The organism is Actinomadura sp. 7K507 (genome assembly GCF_004348425.1).
In the GTDB taxonomy this organism is placed as follows: Bacteria; Actinomycetota; Actinomycetes; order Streptosporangiales; family Streptosporangiaceae; genus Spirillospora.
Window position 1 is genome coordinate 1 of the sequence record NZ_SMKK01000014.1, and the last position, 16,527, is coordinate 16,527.

Here is a 16,527-nt window from a genome sequence, read left to right on the forward strand (position 1 = left end):
GCGCTGGTCGGACGGCCTCCGCTCGCCTACCTCACCTGGTGGCGCCTCACGACGGCCGCGCGGATACTGACCCGCGAGGACGTCCCGCTGGCGGCGATCGCACAGCGCGTCGGATACGCCTCGGAATACGCCTTCGCCAACGCCTTCAAACGAGAGTTCGGCATCGCCCCCGGCCGCTACCGCTCCCACCCGAACCGATCACCCGACCCCCAGCCCTAAAGGCGCTCTTGCCGGTCTCCTTCGAGGTCGAGCGCCAGGCGCACGGAGCGCCGCAGGCCCGTGCCGGCCCGGAACTCGACGTCCTTCATCCACGGGACGTCTGCCAGTGACTCGGCAAGCTCATCGGTGACCGCAGTGGTGAGCAACGACCGCAGGTCGTCGGGGACCGGATCGCCGCCCATGTACCGCCAGGCCAGAGCGGCGCTGACCCGGACGTCCGTAGGACGGTCGGGATCCGCCCACCATTGCCGAAGGTTCGTCATCGTGGGCTCGTCCCCGTGGACACGGGCGAGTTGGGCGATCGCCAGGATGAGGCTCATCCGGGCGGCCGGGACCCGCTCGACGCCCAGCCTCCGATGCAGCGCCGAGAGGATCGACTCCGTGCCGTCCAGGGCGGTGGCCAGGGCGTAGCAGGCCGAAGAGCGGACGGCCGCGTCGGCGTCGTCGAGCAGCGCCACGAGCAGGGGCGCATCGGAGGTGATGGCGATGCGCGCCGCCTGGACCGACCAGTTCTCCAGATATCCCGCAACGTCGTAGCACAGCCGGTCGTCGCGGCCGGTGATCTGGAGCAGCCCGGCACGCATTTCATCCCCGTCATGCGCACATCGCCCTGCCCTGCCGACCAGTCCGAGGATCTCCGCCCTCCAGTGCGCGGTAGGCGACCTGGCGATGCGCACCAGGAACGGTACGGCCAACGCGGCAGGCGGCGACGTCGCACATTGATGGCAGATGCAATCGCCCAGGATGCTCAGGGCTTTCCCGACGGCCTCGATGTCCTCGGACCCGAGCCGGGACAAGTACTCGGGCACGTCCTCTCCAGACCCGAAGGAGTGCGCGAACCGCCCCCAGGGAATCTGGTCGAACCTCAGCTCGTCCTTGACGTCCTGCGGGATCCGCGCGACCACCGAACGTACATCGAGTTCGGAGCCCGCATACCGCTCCGGGCCGCCCTCGTGCGTGAGTTCGAGCCGATAAACAAGGTCTGACGCGTCTCCCATATTCCTGATCTTCCCAGTGCTTTCAGTCCAGCCGATCGAGAATCCAGGAAAGGTCGTCCTCCGGCAGGTGTCCATCGCGGACCAGGCGTTCTCCGAAGCCCTGGGCTGCGGGAACCCCGTGCTGCTCAGCGTGCCGTTCCAGCATCCTGTGGTAGTGGTTCCGCCACCAGGCCCGCGGGTCGGAGTCATATACGCGTAGCCGAGCCCGCCACCGCTCTCGCTCCTCGGTGAGCGACTCCGGATCTCGACGTGCTCCAGGTCGCCACAAGTAGTACAGCGTCAAGAGGCCCCCATTGACGATGGGGGTCTCCGCGTTGACCAGATCGATCAGCGCCTGTGCACGGTCCGATGTCTCCTGCCAGGAGCACCTCCCGGCGATGGCGTCGGACCACAGGCGTTCGACGTCGTGGCGCGTGACCTCGGTTCCTGGCTCACTCATTCCGCGGACGCCGTAACGTGGCGCGGCCGTCTCGGGTGGTGAAGCGCGTGCGTCAAAGATTACGCGCCGAAGGCCGGGCGGTCGGTGCGCCCGCACCGGACGGGCCGGCCATCACTCTCGCCGAGTCCCCGGAGCGGGCTCTGGCCCTCAAACTCAGCCAATATCCCGTCGCCGTCGCCGTACCTGCAACATGGCCTCGGCGTGCTGGGGATCACGGCCCCCGAACGCCTCTGACCGAGGCGAGGCAGCGTGCCGTTGAGCGGCGCTGAACGCGCAAGAGCCCCGGACCTTGAAGCGCCCGGGGCTCCGGTGCTGATCGGGGAGTGTCAGTGCTTCAGGGAGGTCACCAGGGTCGCGAACTCGTCGCGGTCTAGCAGTAGCTTCGGGCCGTCCGGGTCTTGGCTGTCGCGGAGGGCGATGATTCCGGGGGCCGACGCCAGTTCGACGCATTCGCCTCCGGTGTTGCCGCTGTGGCTGCTCTTGCGCCAGGTGGCCGTGTTCAGGTCCATCGTTCTGCCTGCACCTTTCGGATGACGTCGAGCGACTGGTCTATCGGGAGGGTCATGGCCCGGACTTCTCGGAGCGCCCGGCGAGTGGCAGTCAGCTCCTCTGCCGTCTCCAGGGTGAATCCGCGTGCCGGGCACTCAAAGTACGCGACTTCGCGCATGTCCTCCATGGTGGCGATCGTAAACGAACTGATGTTGCCGCCGTGCTCACCCCGCATCTTCACGATGTGCAGCGAAACTCCAAGGGTTTCTGGTGCCGCGATGAGGTGATCGCACTGCTCGCGCATGACCTGTGCGTTCCCGACCTCGCGTAGCAGCACGCCTTCGTCCACCAGAAAGGTGCAGCCGGGTGGCGGCGGGCTCTGTCGTGTCAGGATGCTCTGCCGGGCTATGCGCTCTTCAGTCTTCTTCTTATCTCCCATCAACTGCGCTTCGGCGTAGCCGGGTGTCTGGAGCAGGCCATGGACGAGCGAGAGGCTGTAGCAGGTCAACTCCTCTGCCGTCTCCTCGATGGGGAGCCACTCGTACCAGGTCGGGAACTCCGCGCCCTTGACGAGGTCCTCCCACAGTTCGACCAGCTCACCGTCCAATTCGAGTTCGCGGTCCATCGTCTCGGCGAAATCGCGGGTGCAGCGCGTCCGGCCGGTCTCGACCTGCCCGATGTACTGCGAGGTGACGCCCTCTCCGTCGCGAGCCCGGCGCGCGACGTTCTCCTGGCTCCAGCCCTTGGCCTCCCGGAACCGGCGGAACCTGCGCCCGAACGCGACCAGGCTCGGGCTGACCTTCGCTCTCGACCGTCGTGGTGCCATGCGGTCATCGTCCCCCAACCTTGACACAAGCGGCCACCAAGTTCAGAAAGTCAGTCAGATGAGATTGCCAGGCAACCACCTGCGCTTCGTTACGCTGCGCACTCGTTCGGTGGCTCAATAAGGGCGTTCAAGCGGAGACGTTCGAAAAGGTCGCAACGATGCCAGCAGCAGCGCTCGCCCCAGAGGCCCCGTCCACGCTCGTCCTCGACCCGGACAGTGAAGCCCCACGCCTCGCCCGCCGGTTCCTCGCCGAGCGGTTCGCCGAGTGGGGGATCGAGGACGACTACGTCGGCCGGGTCGTGGTCTGCGAGCTCGTCACCAACAGCTATCTGCACGGGAAGGGGCAGATCGTCGTGCGGGTGTTCCTCGACGAGCGCGACGGTCGTCCCGTCGTCGAGGTGTGGGACGGCGGGGAGGGGCGGCCGGAGGTCCGGCCGGAGAACTACGCCGCCGTCTCCGGACGGGGGTTGCTGCTCCTGGCCGAACTCGTCCACGCCTGGGGCGTCCGTCCCCTCAACGAGGGAGGGAAGGTCATTTGGGCCAAGCTGCGCTGACGATGAACGAGTCCGTGATGTTGCTGCTGCTCCACCACCTGTTCCCGGAGTGGGCGATCATGCGGGACGGTGCGGGTGGGTGGCGGGCCGTCGGCCGTATCTCGATCTCGGCGTCCGACCTGGACGGCCTCCTGGAGTCGCTGGCCACCGCCGACCCGGACGCCACCCGGCATGCGGTGTCACTACTGACAGAGGTCAGGTGACCGTAGGGGACCCTGGCTGGATCCCCTACGGGTCGGTCGCCTCGCGGGCCGTCTTGGCGATCCGGTCCAGCATCGCGAGGGTCGGCACACCTCCACCGCCCTCGATGCGTGACGGCGCGGGCTGTGTGATGCCTGCGAGCCTGGCCACTTCTGCTTGGGTGAGTCCCAGTTCCCTGCGGCGCTCGCGGACCATGTCGCCGAGCCGGAGGTCAAGTCCGGCCATGTCGCATGGTGAAGCAGCCGAGCCGGATGCCGCGCGGCATGGCGTCTTGTTGCTGACGGACGGTAGGTGACCCGCGGGGGGCCTGGCTGGATTCCCTGCGGGGCGGTTGCCTTTGTGGTCAGCGGGTCTTGGCGGTGAAGGTCAGGTGGGTGACGCCGCTGGGGGTGGAGACCGTCTCGATGTCGTACGCCTCTTCCAGTGATTCCAGGCCGTCCCAGAGGCGGACGCCGCGGCCTAGCAGGACGGGGACCTGGACCACGTGCATGTGGTCGACCAGGCCTTCGGCAACGAAGTCGCGTACCACTGTGGGGCCGCCGCCCAGGCGTATGTCCTGGCCGCCTGCTGCTTCGCGGGCCACGTTGAGCGCTTCGGCGGGTGTGGTGTTCAGGAAGTGGAACGTGGTGCCGCCCTCCATCTCGATCGAGGGGCGCGGCCGGTGGGTCAGGACGAACACCGGCGTGTGGAACGGCGGATTCGGGCCCCACCAGCCCCTGTGGTCGGGGTCGTCCTGCCAGCCGGGCGGGCCGAACTTGCCGGCGCCCATGATCTCGGCGCCGATGCCGGGCTCGTGCATCGCGGCGAACGCGTGGTCGGCGCCGGAGTGGCCGCTTTGGGCGCCGATCATCTCGCCCCAGAACCGGGTGGCGAACATCCACTCGTGCAGGCGTTCGCCGGCGTGGCCGAACGGGGCGGCCTGGGTCTGACCCTCGCCGGTGCCGAACCCGTCCAGCGAGGTCGTGAAGTTGTGAACGCGAACCTTGGACATCAGGGTGCTCCTTCGATCGATCGGCGCCGCCCTCGGGCGCCGTCACCAGGAGGTCGGAGCCGACCCGGCCGTCTCGACATGACCTCGTCGAGTTTTCTCAGATCGCTTTCCAGATCAGCGTCCGACCGGGCACGTACCCCGCTCACCAGGGACAACCGTGGCCTGCGCGGGAGGACGGCCAGGGTGCGGCTCAGGTCGTGAGGCGGTCGCGGGCGTCTTCGCGTCGGACGCCTTTGGCCACCTTGCCGCCGGACGAGCGGGGCATCCCGTCAACGGGACGAAGCTGGAGGGCCGCGAGTCGATGCCTCCGCGAGGTGTTTCGCCCTCGTGCCCATCTCTCATCTCGACTCCTCACGAGAATGGCCGTTAAGCTCACGCGCCATGTCGCCTCCCCCCACGCCTTCCCCTGCGCCGGACGCCGCGGTCATGCGGACCGGTCGCCGTAGCGCCATGATCGGACTTCCCATTTCCGTCTTCCTCATGGCGGTCGGTGTCGTCGGCATCATCGGCGGTGTGGTGGTCGCCACCGGGAACCAGAAGGGAGAATCCACCGGCGCGGGTTTCGTGGGGCTCGGCGTCTTGGTGGCCCTCGGGGTTCTCGGCGTCATCTTCTTCATCCCGATCTGGATGGGGCGCCGCACGAGGATCCTCATCGACCACACAGGTCTTTGGATCGAAAGCGGGAAACTTCGGAACGTCATCCCCTGGAACACTCTCGCCGGAGTCTGCCTTTACTGGAGCAATCTCGGGCGCAGCCAGAAGCTCTACTCCTTGGAGTTGTTCCCCACCGGCCCCATCGACCGGGACGACCCGGTCCTGTGGGCCCTGGTCCGCGACGAGGAGCCGTTCCGCCCCGGCCTTCCCCGCCTGCGCCACCGCCTCGGCATCCCCGCCGCCAGCCGGCAGCAGATGGTCGCGGCGGTCCAGCAGTACGTCCCCCAACTCTGGCTCGGCGAATACGAGCGGGCGGCCGGCCACATCGGCCGCCCCGACGCCAAGGGGCACCGGGAGCGCACTCGCGGCAAGGGGTGACCTCGATCGGGGCGCGTCCATGTGAACTGTCGGACCTGCGCGCCACAATCCGCGTGCCATGGACACCAACGAATGGGCTAACACGAGTTGGCGCGACCTCGCCCAGGTCCGTGCACGCCTCGAAGTGGGCGCCGATCCGGACGCCCTCATACACGGGTCCCATCGTCCGCTGGACTTCGCAGTGAAGTACGGCTCGCCCGAAGTGGTCGCGGAACTGGCCAGGCACGTCAGGGACGTGGACGCCGAACATGAGGGCCGGACCGCTCTCTGGAGGGCCGTCTTCGACAACTGTCCCGACAACGCCCGGGCCCTGGCCGAAGCCGGCGCCGACCCGTGGCGCCCCATGATGGCCGGCTGGTCACCTGGGCGGCTCGCCCTGGCCGGTCCGTACCCGGACCTGTTCTCGCCGTCCCGCGCCGAGCTTTCGGCCGCCGAGGCCGCGGCGGCCGGGGAAGCCCGCCGCCTTATAAGGGCGCTGAGCGAGCACTTCTACGACGGCTACAGCCTGGCCTGTGTCGCCGACATCACCGCGGACGATGCGGCCCGGCGGCTGGAGGCGACGAAGGCCGAAGCGCCGGAGTACGAGGAGTACGGAGACCACGGCGATTACGACGACTCCGTCGTCGGCGCGATCGACGTGCCGGGCGGGTGCGTCATCATCCAGCCATGGGCCTACGGGGCATCCATGCCAGGCGTGATCAAAGCCCTTTCGGCAGGGACCGTATGCTACGCCATGTACGCCAATCCCAAGAGCGGGAACCAGGGAAGCATCGTCCGGGACAGCTTGATCGAAGGCTGGGACCTCTATTTCGGGGGATCGGCCAGCGTTGGCGACACCGTCGAGGAGGTCCTTTTCACCTACCTCTACAGCCACAAGGCCGCAGCGTTCTGCTTCGCCAATACAGGGCTGCGGCCGACCGACTCCCGTGCGATCGTCGGGCCCGCCGACATGTGGCTGAAGCTTCCTGAACGCGATTACTGGAACTGACCAGAAGGCCCTTGCGGCAGGTCAGGTTGTGAGGCGGTGGCGGATGTCTTCGCGTAGGGCGCCCTTGGCTACCTTGCCGCCGGACGAGCGGGGCAGGGCGTCCACGACTATGAGGCGTTCGGGGTGCCATTCGCGGGAGACGCCGCGTTCGGTGAGGTGCGCGGTCAGGTCGTCCAGGGTCAGGGACGTGCCGGGGCGTAGTTCCGTGTAGACGCAGACTCGTTCGCCGAAGACCTCGTCTGGCATGGCGACGGCGGCGGCCAGTGCGACGGCCGGGTGGGTGCTGACCTCCTCTTCCACGGCGGCGGCGCTGATGTTCTTGCCGCCTCGGATGATCAGGTCGCTGAGGCGGCCCACCACGCGCAGGTAGCCGTCGTCGTCGATCTCCACGATGTCGGCCATGAGCATCCAGCCGTCGGGGGTGAACAGCGCCTTGTCGGCCTCCGGGTCGTCGTAGTAGCCGGGGCAGGTGGCGGGGCCTCGGCAGCCGGGCTGGCCGGGGCGGCCCGAACCGGTGATGTCGGAGCCGTCGGACGGGTCGAACAGGCGGACCTCCATCTCCGGGATGACCCGCCCGGCGGTGCGGAGGCGGTGCTCGCGGGTGTCGTCCAGGCTGGTGTGGCTGAGCGCGCCCGTCTCGTTCGAGCCGTAGAACTGCAGGACCTTCGCGCCGGTCGCGTCCTCGAACCGTGCCGCGCGGTCGTAGGGGACGGCCTCGCCGCCGGTGAACATGCAGCGCAGCGAGGTCAGGTCGCGCTCCCGCTCGGCCTGCGCGTTCAGCAGCATGATGAACTGCGTGCTCACGCAGTGCAGGACGGTCACCCGGTGCCGTTCGATCAGGTCGAGCGCGGCGTGCGCGTCGAACCGCTCCATCAGGATCGTGGGGACGCCGAGGGCGGCGGGGGAGAAGTGCGCCGTCCACAGCCCGAACCCGAACGGGGACGGGACCGCGCCCATGAACACGTCGGACGGGTTCAGCGCCCCCGCGCGGCGGGCCAGTTCGTGGAAGTAGAACCAGCGGTTCTGGGTGTGCGAGACGCATTTGGGCAGTCCGGTCGTGCCCGACGTCGAGTTCAGCATGGAGAAGTCGTCCGGGCCGAGTGCGCGGCCGGTGATGTCGGAGTCGCGAGGACGGTCGGGGAGGCCCAGGCGGTCGACGACGACGTGGTGGGCGAGGTCGACGCCGTCTGTGCGTAGTTCGTCCAGCAAGGCGCCGGACGGTCCGCCGCGATGGTCCGCGGGGGTGACCAGGGCGCGGGAGCCGGTTCGGTGCAGGAGGTGGTGCAGTTCGCGGCGGCCCGCGCGTGCGCCCACGCCGACCAGGACGAGGCCCGCCTTCTCCGCGGCCACGGCCGCGATGTGCCAGGCCGGGCCGTCCGGGAGGAGTGTTGCGACCCGGTCGCCCGGGGCCAGGCCGAGGGCGGCCAGGTGGCGTGCCAGCGTCGTCGAGTTCTCGTCGTATGCCGACCAGGTGAGCGTTTCGTCCGGGGTCACGTAGGCGGGGTCGCCGGGACGTTCCGCCGCGTGCCGCCGGACGTGGTCGGCGACGGTCTCCGTGCCCCACCAGCCTGCGGCCCGGTATGCCGCAACGGTCGCCTCGTCGAAGGGGCGGGTCGCGTATGGACTGGTCACAGGTGCCTCCCCGGGGTCGCGAGCTGCCTCGAAGTTAGCAGCGGCTTGAGCATTGTCATAGCTTTCTTTTAAACATAAGATCCCACAGAACGCGGCCGGTAGGGGCCCGCCCGGTGGAGCAGTCCGGGTAGGGGCCACGGCCGGAAGGAGCGTGATGTCAGCGCAACTGTGGGTCTCGGTCGTCCAGATCGGGTGTTTCTTCGGGCTGGTCGCCCTCGGCTACTACCTCGTCCTCGAAGGAGCCGACTTCTTCAACTTCGCGCTCGGGCCGTTCGCGATGTTCTCCGGCCTCACCGCCTCCTGGCTGATGGCCGAGCGCGGCTGGCCGCTCGGGCTGGCCGCCGTGCTCGGCATCGCGATCGCCGCGGCGCTCGCGATGGTCACGGAGGTCGCGCTCGTCCGGCCGATCGACGCGCGGACGGGCGGCGGCGAACTGCCGTCGCTCATCGCGGTGGTCGCGGTGCTGTTCGCGGTCGAGCAGCTCGCCGGCACGCTGTTCGGACGGCAGCTCATGCCGGGCCGGTCATGGCTGCCGGACACGTCCCTCGACCTGGGCTTCGTCACCATCGACGGGCAGACGCTCGTGCTCGTCGCGTGCACGCTCGTCTCGTTCACCGCCGTGTGGCTGTGGATGCGCAAGTCCAAGTACGGCCGCATCCTGCGCGCGGTCGGCAGCAACCGGGAGGCGGCGCGCACGCTCGGGATGCCGGTCGGGCGGGTGCGGCTGGTCGCGTTCGGGCTCGCCGGCCTCGTCGTCGGCCTGGCCGGGCAGCTGTTCTCCGCCAAGGCCGGAGTGAGCTTCCAGTCCGGGTTCGGGTGGGCGCTGTCGGGCTTCCTCGCCATGGTCATCGGAGGCACGGGTTCGGTGTGGGCGCCGCTGGCCGGCGGGATGCTGCTCGCGATGGCGCAGACCTTCGTCCCCTACTACCTGGGCAGCGCGTCGCTCGACTACGCCGTCCTGGCCGTCGCGATCCTGTTCTTCGCGCTGCGGCCCAAAGGCCTGTTCGTCCGGAAGGTCCGAGTATGAGCGAGGCGATGAAGAGTCCCGCGGCCGCCGGGTCGCTCGGGTGGGTGCGGTCCGCGGAGACCGGACGCGTGCTCGGGACGTTCGCGCTCACCCTGTGCGTGATCGCGTGGGCGGGCGGCGACCTGTTCCGGCAGGACCTGGCGCTCCTCGGCGCCACCTACGCGCTGCTGGCGCTCGGCATGTACATGCCGTTCAACCTGGCCGGCGCGCTGTCGCTCGCCTACAGCGCCTACGTCGCGATCGGCGGGTACTCGGTCGGGCTCGTCGCGACGAAGACGGGCTGGCCGCTGCCGGTCGCCTACCTGCTCGGCGCGGCCGCGTCCGCGGTGCTGGCCGTCGCGCTCGGGTTCGCGACGCGGCGGCTGTCCGGCTTCTACCTGGCGGCGGTGACGCTGCTGTTCGGCATGGCGTTCCAGAACTTCCTCCTGGACGCCAAGGGCATCACCGGCGGGGCGCTCGGCATCGGCTCCATCCGGCCGCTCACCCTGTTCGGGAACGAGCTGGACCGGCAGACGTTCATCGCCCTGTGCCTGCTGGTCGTGTGGATCGTCGCGGTGGCCGTGGACCGGATCCGGCGGTCGCCGTTCGGGGTGGCGCTGCAGAGCTCCCGGGACGTTCCGGACGCCGTGGAGGCCGCCGGGATCAACGTCCCCACGCTCCGGCTGACCGTCCTCGGGGCGGGCGCGGCGATCGCGTCGCTCGGCGGCGGCCTGTTCACGACCGCGAACCTGACGATCGGTCCGGACACGTTCACGCTCCACCTGATCATGCTGGCGATCTTCATGCCGCTGCTCGGCGGCCAGGGCACGGCCTGGGGGCCGGTGCTCGGCGCGGTCCTGGTCGTCCAGCTGACCTTCAACCTGCAGATCTTCGAGCGCGCCGGATCACTGATCTTCGGCGTGGCGGTGCTGGCCGTGCTGCTGATCGCGCCCGGCGGGATCCTCGGCTACACCGGGCGCGGCGCGCGATGGCTGCGCGGACGGCTGACCCGCACGAAGGGAGCACGAGGATGACCGTTCTGCTGGAAGGCACCGGGCTCGGCAAGAGCTACGGCGGTGTCCACGCGGTCGACGACGTGTCGCTGCGCCTGTCGGAAGGGGAGGTCCTCGGGCTGATCGGCCCCAACGGAGCAGGGAAGACGACGCTGGTCGACCTGCTCGACGGTGCGCAGCCCGCCGACCGCGGGAGTCTTTCCATCCGTGGCCGCCGGCTCTCCGGCCCGCCGTCGCGGCGTGCCCGCGCGGGCCTCGCGCGCACGTTCCAGCATCCGCATCTCGCGCTCGACCTGACCGTCCGCGAGAACGTCCTGCTCGGCGCCGCCGCGCCCAAGCTCGCCGGAGTCGGCGGGCTGCTCGGCGGGCTGGTCGCGGGCGCGTTCCGTCCCGCCGGGGCCCGCTTCGACGGCGTCCTGCACCGCGTCGCGAACGCCCTCGAACTCGGCGATCTGGAGCGGCGGTGCGGCGACCTCACGCTCGGCGAGCAGCGGCTCGTCGAGGTCGCCCGCGCGCTCGCCCAGGAACCGTCCGTCCTGCTGCTGGACGAGCCGTTCGCCGGCGCCGACTCGGCCGGGATCGCGGCGATCTCCGAGGCGGTGCGCGCGGTCCGGGCCGACGGCCAGGGGATCATCCTGGTCGACCACAACGTGGACATCGTCGCGTCCCTCGTCGACCGGATCATGCTGCTGCGCTCCGGGTCGGTGGTGTTCGACGGCGACCCGGCCGAATGCCTGGCCAGCCCGGAGATGCAGGACGTCTACTTCGGAACCGGTGGTGAGAACGTTGTCGCATAAGCCAGCGGGGTCGCGTAAGCCTGGGGAAGCGCATGAGCTCGCGCTGAGCGGGGTCTCCGTCCGCTACGGCGAGTCGGTGGCCGTCGCGGACGCGTCGCTCACCTTCACCGGCGGCGAGATCAACGCCGTCGTCGGGCCGAACGGAGCGGGGAAGTCCAGCCTGCTGCTCGCCGCGTACGGGTCGGTCGCCGCGAAGGGCCGCGTGACCCTGGACGGCGAGGAGGTCGGCGGGCTGAGCGCCGCCCGCCGCGCCGGCCGCGGGCTCGCGCTCGTCCCGCAGGGCCGGCAGATCTTCCCGAGGCTGACCGTCCGGGAGAACTTCCAGGTCATGGCGGACACGCTCGGCCTGCCCCGCGGCGAGGTCGAGTCGGCGCTGGACCGCTTCCCGGTGCTGCGGGAACGGGCGCGGGCGCTCGCAGGGGTCCTCAGCGGCGGCGAGCAGCAGATGCTCGCCGTGTCCCGCGCCCTCATGGGGTCGCCGAAGGCGCTGCTGCTGGACGAGATGTCCACCGGCCTCGCGCCGCTCATCGTCGCCGAGCTGATGGACACCGCCCGGAGGCTCGCCGAGGACGGCACCGTCGTGGTGGTCGTCGAGCCGTCCATCGGCGCGATCCGGGACCGCCTCGACCGCGGCTACGTGCTGCTCCGCGGCCAGGCGTCCGACCCCGTCGAGGGCGGCCGGGACCTGGACGCCGCGTACCAGCGGGCGATGGGCGTCACGGTCGCCGGAAGGCCCGAGGACGCGGTGCGGCAAGCGGTTTCGCCGCAAGGTGGAACATGAGATAACACGGGATGACCGGAACGACGACGGCCGAGAGGACACGGACACGGTGGAGGACACGGGGGCCCCGGAGCCGCGTGCGCAGATGCGCCAGCCGCGGGTGGCGGACCTGCTCGCCGACACCCTGCGGGCGCGGATCCTGCGGGGCGAGCTGCCCGACGGGAGCCTGCTGCCCAAGCAGTCCGACCTGCTGGCGGAGTTCGGGGTCAGCAAGCTCGCCGCCCGCGAGGCGCTGCGCATCCTGGAGACGGAGGGCCTGATCACCGTCCGGCGCGGCAACACCGGCGGGTCGGTCGTGCACGCGCCGAAGCGCGACAGCGTCGCCTACATGCTCGCGCTCGTCCTGGAGTCGCGGCAGGCCGCGCTGCCGGACGTGGGGTTCGCGCTCCAGCAGATCGAGCCGTTCTGCGCGTCGCTCTGCGCGCAGCGCCCCGACCGGCACACCGCCGTCGTTCCGGGGCTGCGCCGCGCCCACGAGAGCCTCGTGCACGCCGTCGAGACGGGTGACGAGAAGCGCGCGACGCCGGCGTCCCGCGAGTTCCACGAGGCGATCGTCCGGCTCTGCGGCAACGAGACGCTGTTCGTCGTGGCCGGTGCGCTGGAGACGCTGTGGACGGCGCAGGAGAGCAGCTGGTCCGAGCACGCGACCCGCGGCGGTTTCTTCCCGGAGCCCGCGCTGCGCAGGCAGGCGCTGGACGAGCACGCGCAGGCGCTCGCCCTCATCGAGGAGGGCGACGCCGACGGCGTGGCCCGCCTGCTGCGCGGCCACCTGCGGACGGCGCAGAAGTACCCGATGACGGGCGTCAGCGAGGAGCAGCGCGTCGAGGCGGCCCTGCTGCGGCCGCTCCTCCAGCCCGCCGACCAGTTGTCAGCTTCTCGGCCGTGAGCGAGCCGTGAACGGCCGAGCTTGCGGCTAGGTCCCGGCTGGGTACCGGGGTGCCTGCCGCGTCCAGCACCCGCCCTTGGTTAGGGGTCGGGTGCAGGGGCGGATGACTGCCGCCCCGCGTCCCACGCAACACCCGCCCGGTGGGCGATGTTGCGGGAGGCGTTCCGGTCCGCGTGTGCAACGACGCCGCAGTCCTGGCAGACGAACAAGGCCTGGCTCACCCGGTTCAGGTGGCTCACGTGACCGCAGTCGGCGCACCTCTGCGAGGTGTGGGCCGGATCCACCAACACCACGGGGATACCGGCGCGGCGGGCCTTGTAGCGGATGAAGGATGCGAGCTGGGCGAACGCCCAGGAGTGGAACGCGGCCCGTTGGGGCTTGCGGTGCCGTACCCGGCTGCGGATGCCCGTCAGGTCTTCCAGGGCGATCCCGTACCCGGTGCGTTCAGCCTCGGCCACGATCCGTTTCGAGACGCAGTGGTTGATGTCGGTGGCGCGGCGCCGCTCCCGGCGGCGCTGCCGCTTCAGCACACGCTTGGCGGCCTTGGTGCGCTTGTGCTGGAGTTTGCGGCGCAGCGCGGCCTGGCGGGCGCGGTGCCGGTTCAGCCCGCGCCCGGCCGCCCGGTACCCCGACGAGGTGGTGGCGATGTTGGCGATGCCCAGGTCCACCCCCACGAACCCGCCAGGATCGGTGTTGAGGGGTTGTTCGGTGGCGTCGACGGTGATCAGCAGCAGCCATTTGCCGTCCCGGTACAGCAGGTCCGACTCGCCGCGCGGGGACTCGGCCAGCGTCTTGCGTGTCTGGGTGGAGCAGGCGAAGGCGATGTCCTTGCAGCGGCCGCGGGTGGTCCAGATCGACACCGTGCCCGCGTCCACCGCCAGGGACAGGTTCCGCTGGTCGAACGGTTGCGCCGCGTCCGCCCGGAACATGATCGGTTTGCTCTGGGCGCGGGCGCGGCGCCGGGAGCCGGGGCGGCCCAGGTTCCTGGCGCGAATGTTGGCGTGCAGGGTGGTGTAGGCGTCGGCGACCTTCTTGATCACATGCTGGGCCGCCTGCGACCCGATCCCCGCCTCCCGCAACCCCGCATAGGTGGCCTTGCGCAGATCGAAGTTGCGCGTCATGCCGGTGTCGAACGCGACCCGCGACACCTGGTTCGCCGCGGTGTTGCAGGCGTGCAGGGTCTCGGCCAGCGCGGCGGCCTGCACGGCCGTCGGTAGCAGCTTCACCTGCACCACCAACTTCATGGCGTGACCATAACATTACCTACCGACAACTATCGCTTCACGCAACAACCGGCTCAGGCGGCGTTGACGCGCCGTACACGAGAAGCGATTCCTCCCGGCCCCTGAAGTGAAGGACCGGGGTTCCTCGCTAGAGGATCGCTGAATCTCCTGCCGTGTGGTAGGAGAGCAGCATGTCTGAGACACCCGATGAGCCTGTGCCGAGGGCCTCCGACGACCCGACCCTGGACGATTTGGACGAGCTGTCGCTGGAGGAGAGGGCGTCGCTCACGTCCGGGGCCGACATGTGGCGCACGACCGCCGCCGGGGACGTGGTGCCCGCCATCCGGCTCGGCGACGGCCCGCACGGCATCCGGCGGCAGCCGGAGGAGGCGGGGGACGCGCTCGGGCTCGAGAACAGCGTCCCCGCCACCTGCTTCCCGCCCGCCGTCGCGCTCGGCTCGTCGTGGGACACGGGGCTGGCGCGCCGGGTGGGCGCGGCGCTCGGACGGGAGGCGTCCGCCCTCGGCGTCGACGTCGTCCTCGGTCCCGGGATCAACATCAAGCGCTCGCCGCTGTGCGGCCGCAACTTCGAGTACTTCTCCGAGGACCCGCACCTGACCGGCGTGATGGGCGCCGCCGTCGTCGCCGGGATCCAGTCACTCGGGATCGGCGCGTGCGTCAAGCACTTCGCGGTCAACAACCAGGAGACCGACCGCATGCGGGTCAGCGCCGACGTGGACGAGCGGACGCTCCGCGAGATCTACCTGGCCGCGTTCGAGCACATCGTGCGCGAGGCCGGGCCGTACGCGGTCATGTCGTCCTACAACAAGATCAACGGCGTGTACGCGAGCGAGAACCACTGGCTGCTGACCGAGGTCCTGCGCGGTGAGTGGGGGTTCGACGGGCTCGTCGTCTCCGACTGGGGCGCCGTCAACGACCGGGTCGCGTCCCTCGCCGCCGGGCTCGACCTGGAGATGCCGCCCAGCCGCACCGACCAGGACATCGTGGACGCCGTACGGGCGGGCCGCCTGGACGAGGCGACGGTGACGCGGGCGGCCGGGCGGCTGCGCACGCTCACCCGGCGGGTCGCGGCGGCCGAGCGGTTCGACGGCTGGGACGTGGACGCGCACCACGAACTGGCCCGGGAGGCGGCACGCGGGTCGTTGGTGCTGCTGAAGAACGAGCACGACGTCCTGCCGCTGGACCTTGCGGCACAGCGCGTCGCCGTGGTCGGGGAGCTGGCCCAGAGCCCCCGCTACCAGGGGTATGGCAGCTCCCATGTCGTCCCGACGAAGCTGGATTCGGCCTGGGAGGCGCTGCGGGCGGCCGGGCCGGTGACGTTCGCCGCCGGGTACCGGCTCGACGGCGCGCCCGACGAGCCGCTGAAGCGGGAGGCGGCCGAGGCCGCCGGCGCGAGCGACGTGGCGGTGGTGTTCCTGGGCCTGCCGGGCGACGCCGTGTCCGAGGGGTTCGACCGGACGTCCATCGACCTGCCCGGCGTGCAGGTCGAGCTGCTGCGCGCGGTCGCGCGGGCCTGCCCGCGCGTCGCCGTCGTGCTCGCCAACGGCGGTGTCGTGTCGGTCGCGGAGTGGGACGCGGAGGCGGACGCGATCCTGGAAGCCTGGCTGCCCGGCCAGGCGGGCGGCTCGGCGATCGCGGACCTGCTCCTGGGCGTGGCCAGTCCGTCCGGGCGGCTCACCGAGACGATCCCGAACCGGCTCGCGGACGTCCCGTCCCACCTGAACTTCCCCGGCGCGGAAGGGCACGTCGCGTACGGCGAGGGCCGCTACGTCGGCTACCGCTACCACGACACGCTCGGGACGGACGTCGCGTACCCGTTCGGCCACGGCCTGACCTACACGCGGTTCGAGTACTCCGGCCTGGACGTCCGCGAGACGGGCGCGAACGAGTGGGCCGTGGAGTGCACCGTCACCAACGTGGGCGGCCGGACGGCGTCCGAGGTCGTCCAGCTCTACGTGGCCTTCGACGAGGATCTGCCGTCACGGCCTTGCCACGAGCTGCGCGGCTTCGCGAAGGTCGAGCTCGAACCGGGGACCGGCACCCAGGTCACGTTCGCCGTCACCGGACGCGACATCGCCTGGTGGTCGACGGCGCGCGGCGGCTGGCGGATCGACGCGGGGACGTTCGCGGTCGAGGTGGGCGCCTCGTCCCGCGACATCCGGCTGCGCGCCGAGCTGACCACGCCTGGCGACGGGTATGTCGACGCCCTCGGACGGATGTCCACACTCGGTGAATGGCTCGACCATCCGGCCGGCGGCCCGATCCTCCGGGACCGGCTCGGGGACAGGTTCACCGGCATGGCCGAGTCCTCACCGGCGCTGTTCAACCTGATGCGCGGTATCCCCCTGGCGAAGTTCAGGTCGTTCGGCATCGGCCTGACCCCCGAGGTCGTGGACGACTTGGTCGCCGCCGTCCAATAAGGGGGCACCGC

General features: G+C 70.4%; 19 protein-coding genes. 11 read left to right on the plus strand and 8 right to left on the minus strand.

From position 1 onward, the window contains the following. Positions 1–219: helix-turn-helix transcriptional regulator (locus E1285_RS05240; protein WP_132148617.1), on the plus strand; the 219-nt coding region annotated here is incomplete at its 5' end. Here E1285_RS05240 and E1285_RS05245 read toward each other — a convergent pair. The 4 genes from E1285_RS05245 to E1285_RS05255 all read right to left on the minus strand — a co-directional run bounded on the left by E1285_RS05245 (position 216) and on the right by E1285_RS05255 (position 2,971). Continuing rightward, positions 216–1,217, minus strand: coding sequence for a HEAT repeat domain-containing protein (locus E1285_RS05245; RefSeq protein WP_165966464.1), 1,002 nt, complete (start codon positions 1,215–1,217; stop codon positions 216–218). The two genes, E1285_RS05240 and E1285_RS05245, sit on opposite strands and share 4 nt — an antisense overlap. 22 nt (positions 1,218–1,239) lie before the next feature. Then, complete coding sequence (locus E1285_RS45330; protein WP_165966465.1) at positions 1,240–1,656, minus strand: hypothetical protein; 417 nt, start codon at positions 1,654–1,656, stop codon at positions 1,240–1,242. A 326-nt stretch (positions 1,657–1,982) separates the two neighbouring features. After that, the gene (locus E1285_RS05250; RefSeq protein ID WP_132148621.1) at positions 1,983–2,165 is read right to left on the minus strand and encodes a DUF397 domain-containing protein; all 183 of its coding nucleotides are present in this window, start codon (positions 2,163–2,165) and stop codon (positions 1,983–1,985) included. Further along, a complete protein-coding gene (locus tag E1285_RS05255; protein ID WP_132148623.1) occupies positions 2,156–2,971 on the minus strand; it encodes a helix-turn-helix transcriptional regulator in 816 nt (271 codons plus the stop codon). Before E1285_RS05255 ends, E1285_RS05250 begins: the two co-directional genes overlap by 10 nt. A 158-nt stretch (positions 2,972–3,129) precedes the next feature. Between E1285_RS05255 and E1285_RS05260 the strand changes: the two genes are divergently transcribed. Continuing rightward, positions 3,130–3,525 (plus strand): ATP-binding protein, encoded by a 396-nt coding sequence (locus tag E1285_RS05260; protein ID WP_132148625.1) that lies wholly within the window; start codon positions 3,130–3,132, stop codon positions 3,523–3,525. Between the two features lie 2 nt (positions 3,526–3,527). After that, the gene (locus E1285_RS05265; RefSeq protein ID WP_132148627.1) at positions 3,528–3,728 is read left to right on the plus strand and encodes a hypothetical protein; all 201 of its coding nucleotides are present in this window, start codon (positions 3,528–3,530) and stop codon (positions 3,726–3,728) included. Positions 3,729–3,753: 25 nt separating this feature from the next. Here E1285_RS05265 and E1285_RS05270 read toward each other — a convergent pair whose 3' ends face one another. After that, positions 3,754–3,951: a helix-turn-helix transcriptional regulator gene (locus E1285_RS05270; RefSeq protein WP_132148629.1), complete on the minus strand. Its 198-nt coding sequence runs from the start codon at positions 3,949–3,951 to the stop codon at positions 3,754–3,756. Between the two features lie 118 nt (positions 3,952–4,069). After that, complete coding sequence (locus E1285_RS05275) at positions 4,070–4,717, minus strand: dihydrofolate reductase family protein (RefSeq protein WP_132148631.1); 648 nt, start codon at positions 4,715–4,717, stop codon at positions 4,070–4,072. A 480-nt stretch (positions 4,718–5,197) separates the two neighbouring features. Between E1285_RS05275 and E1285_RS05280 the strand changes: the two genes are divergently transcribed. Continuing rightward, positions 5,198–5,749 carry a hypothetical protein gene (locus E1285_RS05280; protein ID WP_207946416.1) on the plus strand — a complete coding sequence of 184 codons (552 nt, stop codon included), beginning with the start codon at positions 5,198–5,200 and terminating at the stop codon, positions 5,747–5,749. 58 nt (positions 5,750–5,807) lie between these two features. Then, positions 5,808–6,737, plus strand: a complete 930-nt coding sequence (locus E1285_RS05285) for an ankyrin repeat domain-containing protein (RefSeq protein ID WP_165966466.1) — start codon at positions 5,808–5,810, stop codon at positions 6,735–6,737. A 21-nt stretch (positions 6,738–6,758) separates the two neighbouring features. Here E1285_RS05285 and E1285_RS05290 read toward each other — a convergent pair whose 3' ends face one another. Beyond that, a complete protein-coding gene (locus E1285_RS05290) occupies positions 6,759–8,369 on the minus strand; it encodes a class I adenylate-forming enzyme family protein (RefSeq protein WP_132148635.1) in 1,611 nt (536 codons plus the stop codon). A 154-nt stretch (positions 8,370–8,523) separates the two neighbouring features. Here E1285_RS05290 and E1285_RS05295 point away from each other — a divergent pair, with 154 nt between their 5' ends. From E1285_RS05295 to E1285_RS05315, 5 genes are read left to right on the plus strand one after another with little or no spacing between them, the layout of a single operon-like run. After that, entirely contained in the window at positions 8,524–9,396 is an 873-nt protein-coding gene (locus tag E1285_RS05295; RefSeq protein WP_207946417.1) for a branched-chain amino acid ABC transporter permease, read from the plus strand. Then, positions 9,393–10,409 carry a branched-chain amino acid ABC transporter permease gene (locus tag E1285_RS05300; RefSeq protein ID WP_132148639.1) on the plus strand — a complete coding sequence of 339 codons (1,017 nt, stop codon included), beginning with the start codon at positions 9,393–9,395 and terminating at the stop codon, positions 10,407–10,409. The genes E1285_RS05295 and E1285_RS05300 overlap by 4 nt, the downstream gene beginning before the upstream one ends. Further along, complete coding sequence (locus E1285_RS05305) at positions 10,406–11,185, plus strand: ATP-binding cassette domain-containing protein (protein WP_132148641.1); 780 nt, start codon at positions 10,406–10,408, stop codon at positions 11,183–11,185. The genes E1285_RS05300 and E1285_RS05305 overlap by 4 nt, the downstream gene beginning before the upstream one ends. Next, complete coding sequence (locus tag E1285_RS05310) at positions 11,175–11,966, plus strand: ATP-binding cassette domain-containing protein (RefSeq protein WP_132148643.1); 792 nt, start codon at positions 11,175–11,177, stop codon at positions 11,964–11,966. Before E1285_RS05305 ends, E1285_RS05310 begins: the two co-directional genes overlap by 11 nt. 49 nt (positions 11,967–12,015) lie before the next feature. After that, positions 12,016–12,852 carry an FCD domain-containing protein gene (locus E1285_RS05315; protein ID WP_207946418.1) on the plus strand — a complete coding sequence of 279 codons (837 nt, stop codon included), beginning with the start codon at positions 12,016–12,018 and terminating at the stop codon, positions 12,850–12,852. Positions 12,853–12,932: 80 nt separating this feature from the next. Here the strand turns inward: E1285_RS05315 and E1285_RS05320 are convergent, their stop codons facing one another. After that, positions 12,933–14,096, minus strand: coding sequence for an RNA-guided endonuclease TnpB family protein (locus E1285_RS05320; protein ID WP_132148645.1), 1,164 nt, complete (start codon positions 14,094–14,096; stop codon positions 12,933–12,935). Positions 14,097–14,266: 170 nt separating this feature from the next. Here E1285_RS05320 and E1285_RS05325 point away from each other — a divergent pair, with 170 nt between their 5' ends. After that, positions 14,267–16,516, plus strand: a complete 2,250-nt coding sequence (locus E1285_RS05325) for a glycoside hydrolase family 3 C-terminal domain-containing protein (protein ID WP_132148647.1) — start codon at positions 14,267–14,269, stop codon at positions 16,514–16,516. The last annotated feature ends 11 nt before the right edge of the window (positions 16,517–16,527 follow it).

What these genes read in the sequence shown, in the direction of transcription:
- E1285_RS05245 (WP_165966464.1), bottom strand. Translation starts at nt 1,217, where the DNA reads ATGGGAGACGCGTCAGACCTTGTTTATCGGCTCGAACTCACGCACGAG.
- E1285_RS45330 (WP_165966465.1), bottom strand. Translation starts at nt 1,656, where the DNA reads ATGAGTGAGCCAGGAACCGAGGTCACGCGCCACGACGTCGAACGCCTG.
- E1285_RS05250 (WP_132148621.1), bottom strand. Translation starts at nt 2,165, where the DNA reads ATGGACCTGAACACGGCCACCTGGCGCAAGAGCAGCCACAGCGGCAAC.
- E1285_RS05255 (WP_132148623.1), bottom strand. Translation starts at nt 2,971, where the DNA reads ATGGCACCACGACGGTCGAGAGCGAAGGTCAGCCCGAGCCTGGTCGCG.
- E1285_RS05260 (WP_132148625.1), top strand. Translation starts at nt 3,130, where the DNA reads ATGCCAGCAGCAGCGCTCGCCCCAGAGGCCCCGTCCACGCTCGTCCTC.
- E1285_RS05265 (WP_132148627.1), top strand. Translation starts at nt 3,528, where the DNA reads ATGAACGAGTCCGTGATGTTGCTGCTGCTCCACCACCTGTTCCCGGAG.
- E1285_RS05270 (WP_132148629.1), bottom strand. Translation starts at nt 3,951, where the DNA reads ATGGCCGGACTTGACCTCCGGCTCGGCGACATGGTCCGCGAGCGCCGC.
- E1285_RS05275 (WP_132148631.1), bottom strand. Translation starts at nt 4,717, where the DNA reads ATGTCCAAGGTTCGCGTTCACAACTTCACGACCTCGCTGGACGGGTTC.
- E1285_RS05280 (WP_207946416.1), top strand. Translation starts at nt 5,198, where the DNA reads ATGGCGGTCGGTGTCGTCGGCATCATCGGCGGTGTGGTGGTCGCCACC.
- E1285_RS05285 (WP_165966466.1), top strand. Translation starts at nt 5,808, where the DNA reads ATGGACACCAACGAATGGGCTAACACGAGTTGGCGCGACCTCGCCCAG.
- E1285_RS05295 (WP_207946417.1), top strand. Translation starts at nt 8,524, where the DNA reads ATGTCAGCGCAACTGTGGGTCTCGGTCGTCCAGATCGGGTGTTTCTTC.
- E1285_RS05300 (WP_132148639.1), top strand. Translation starts at nt 9,393, where the DNA reads ATGAGCGAGGCGATGAAGAGTCCCGCGGCCGCCGGGTCGCTCGGGTGG.
- E1285_RS05305 (WP_132148641.1), top strand. Translation starts at nt 10,406, where the DNA reads ATGACCGTTCTGCTGGAAGGCACCGGGCTCGGCAAGAGCTACGGCGGT.
- E1285_RS05320 (WP_132148645.1), bottom strand. Translation starts at nt 14,096, where the DNA reads ATGAAGTTGGTGGTGCAGGTGAAGCTGCTACCGACGGCCGTGCAGGCC.
- E1285_RS05325 (WP_132148647.1), top strand. Translation starts at nt 14,267, where the DNA reads ATGTCTGAGACACCCGATGAGCCTGTGCCGAGGGCCTCCGACGACCCG.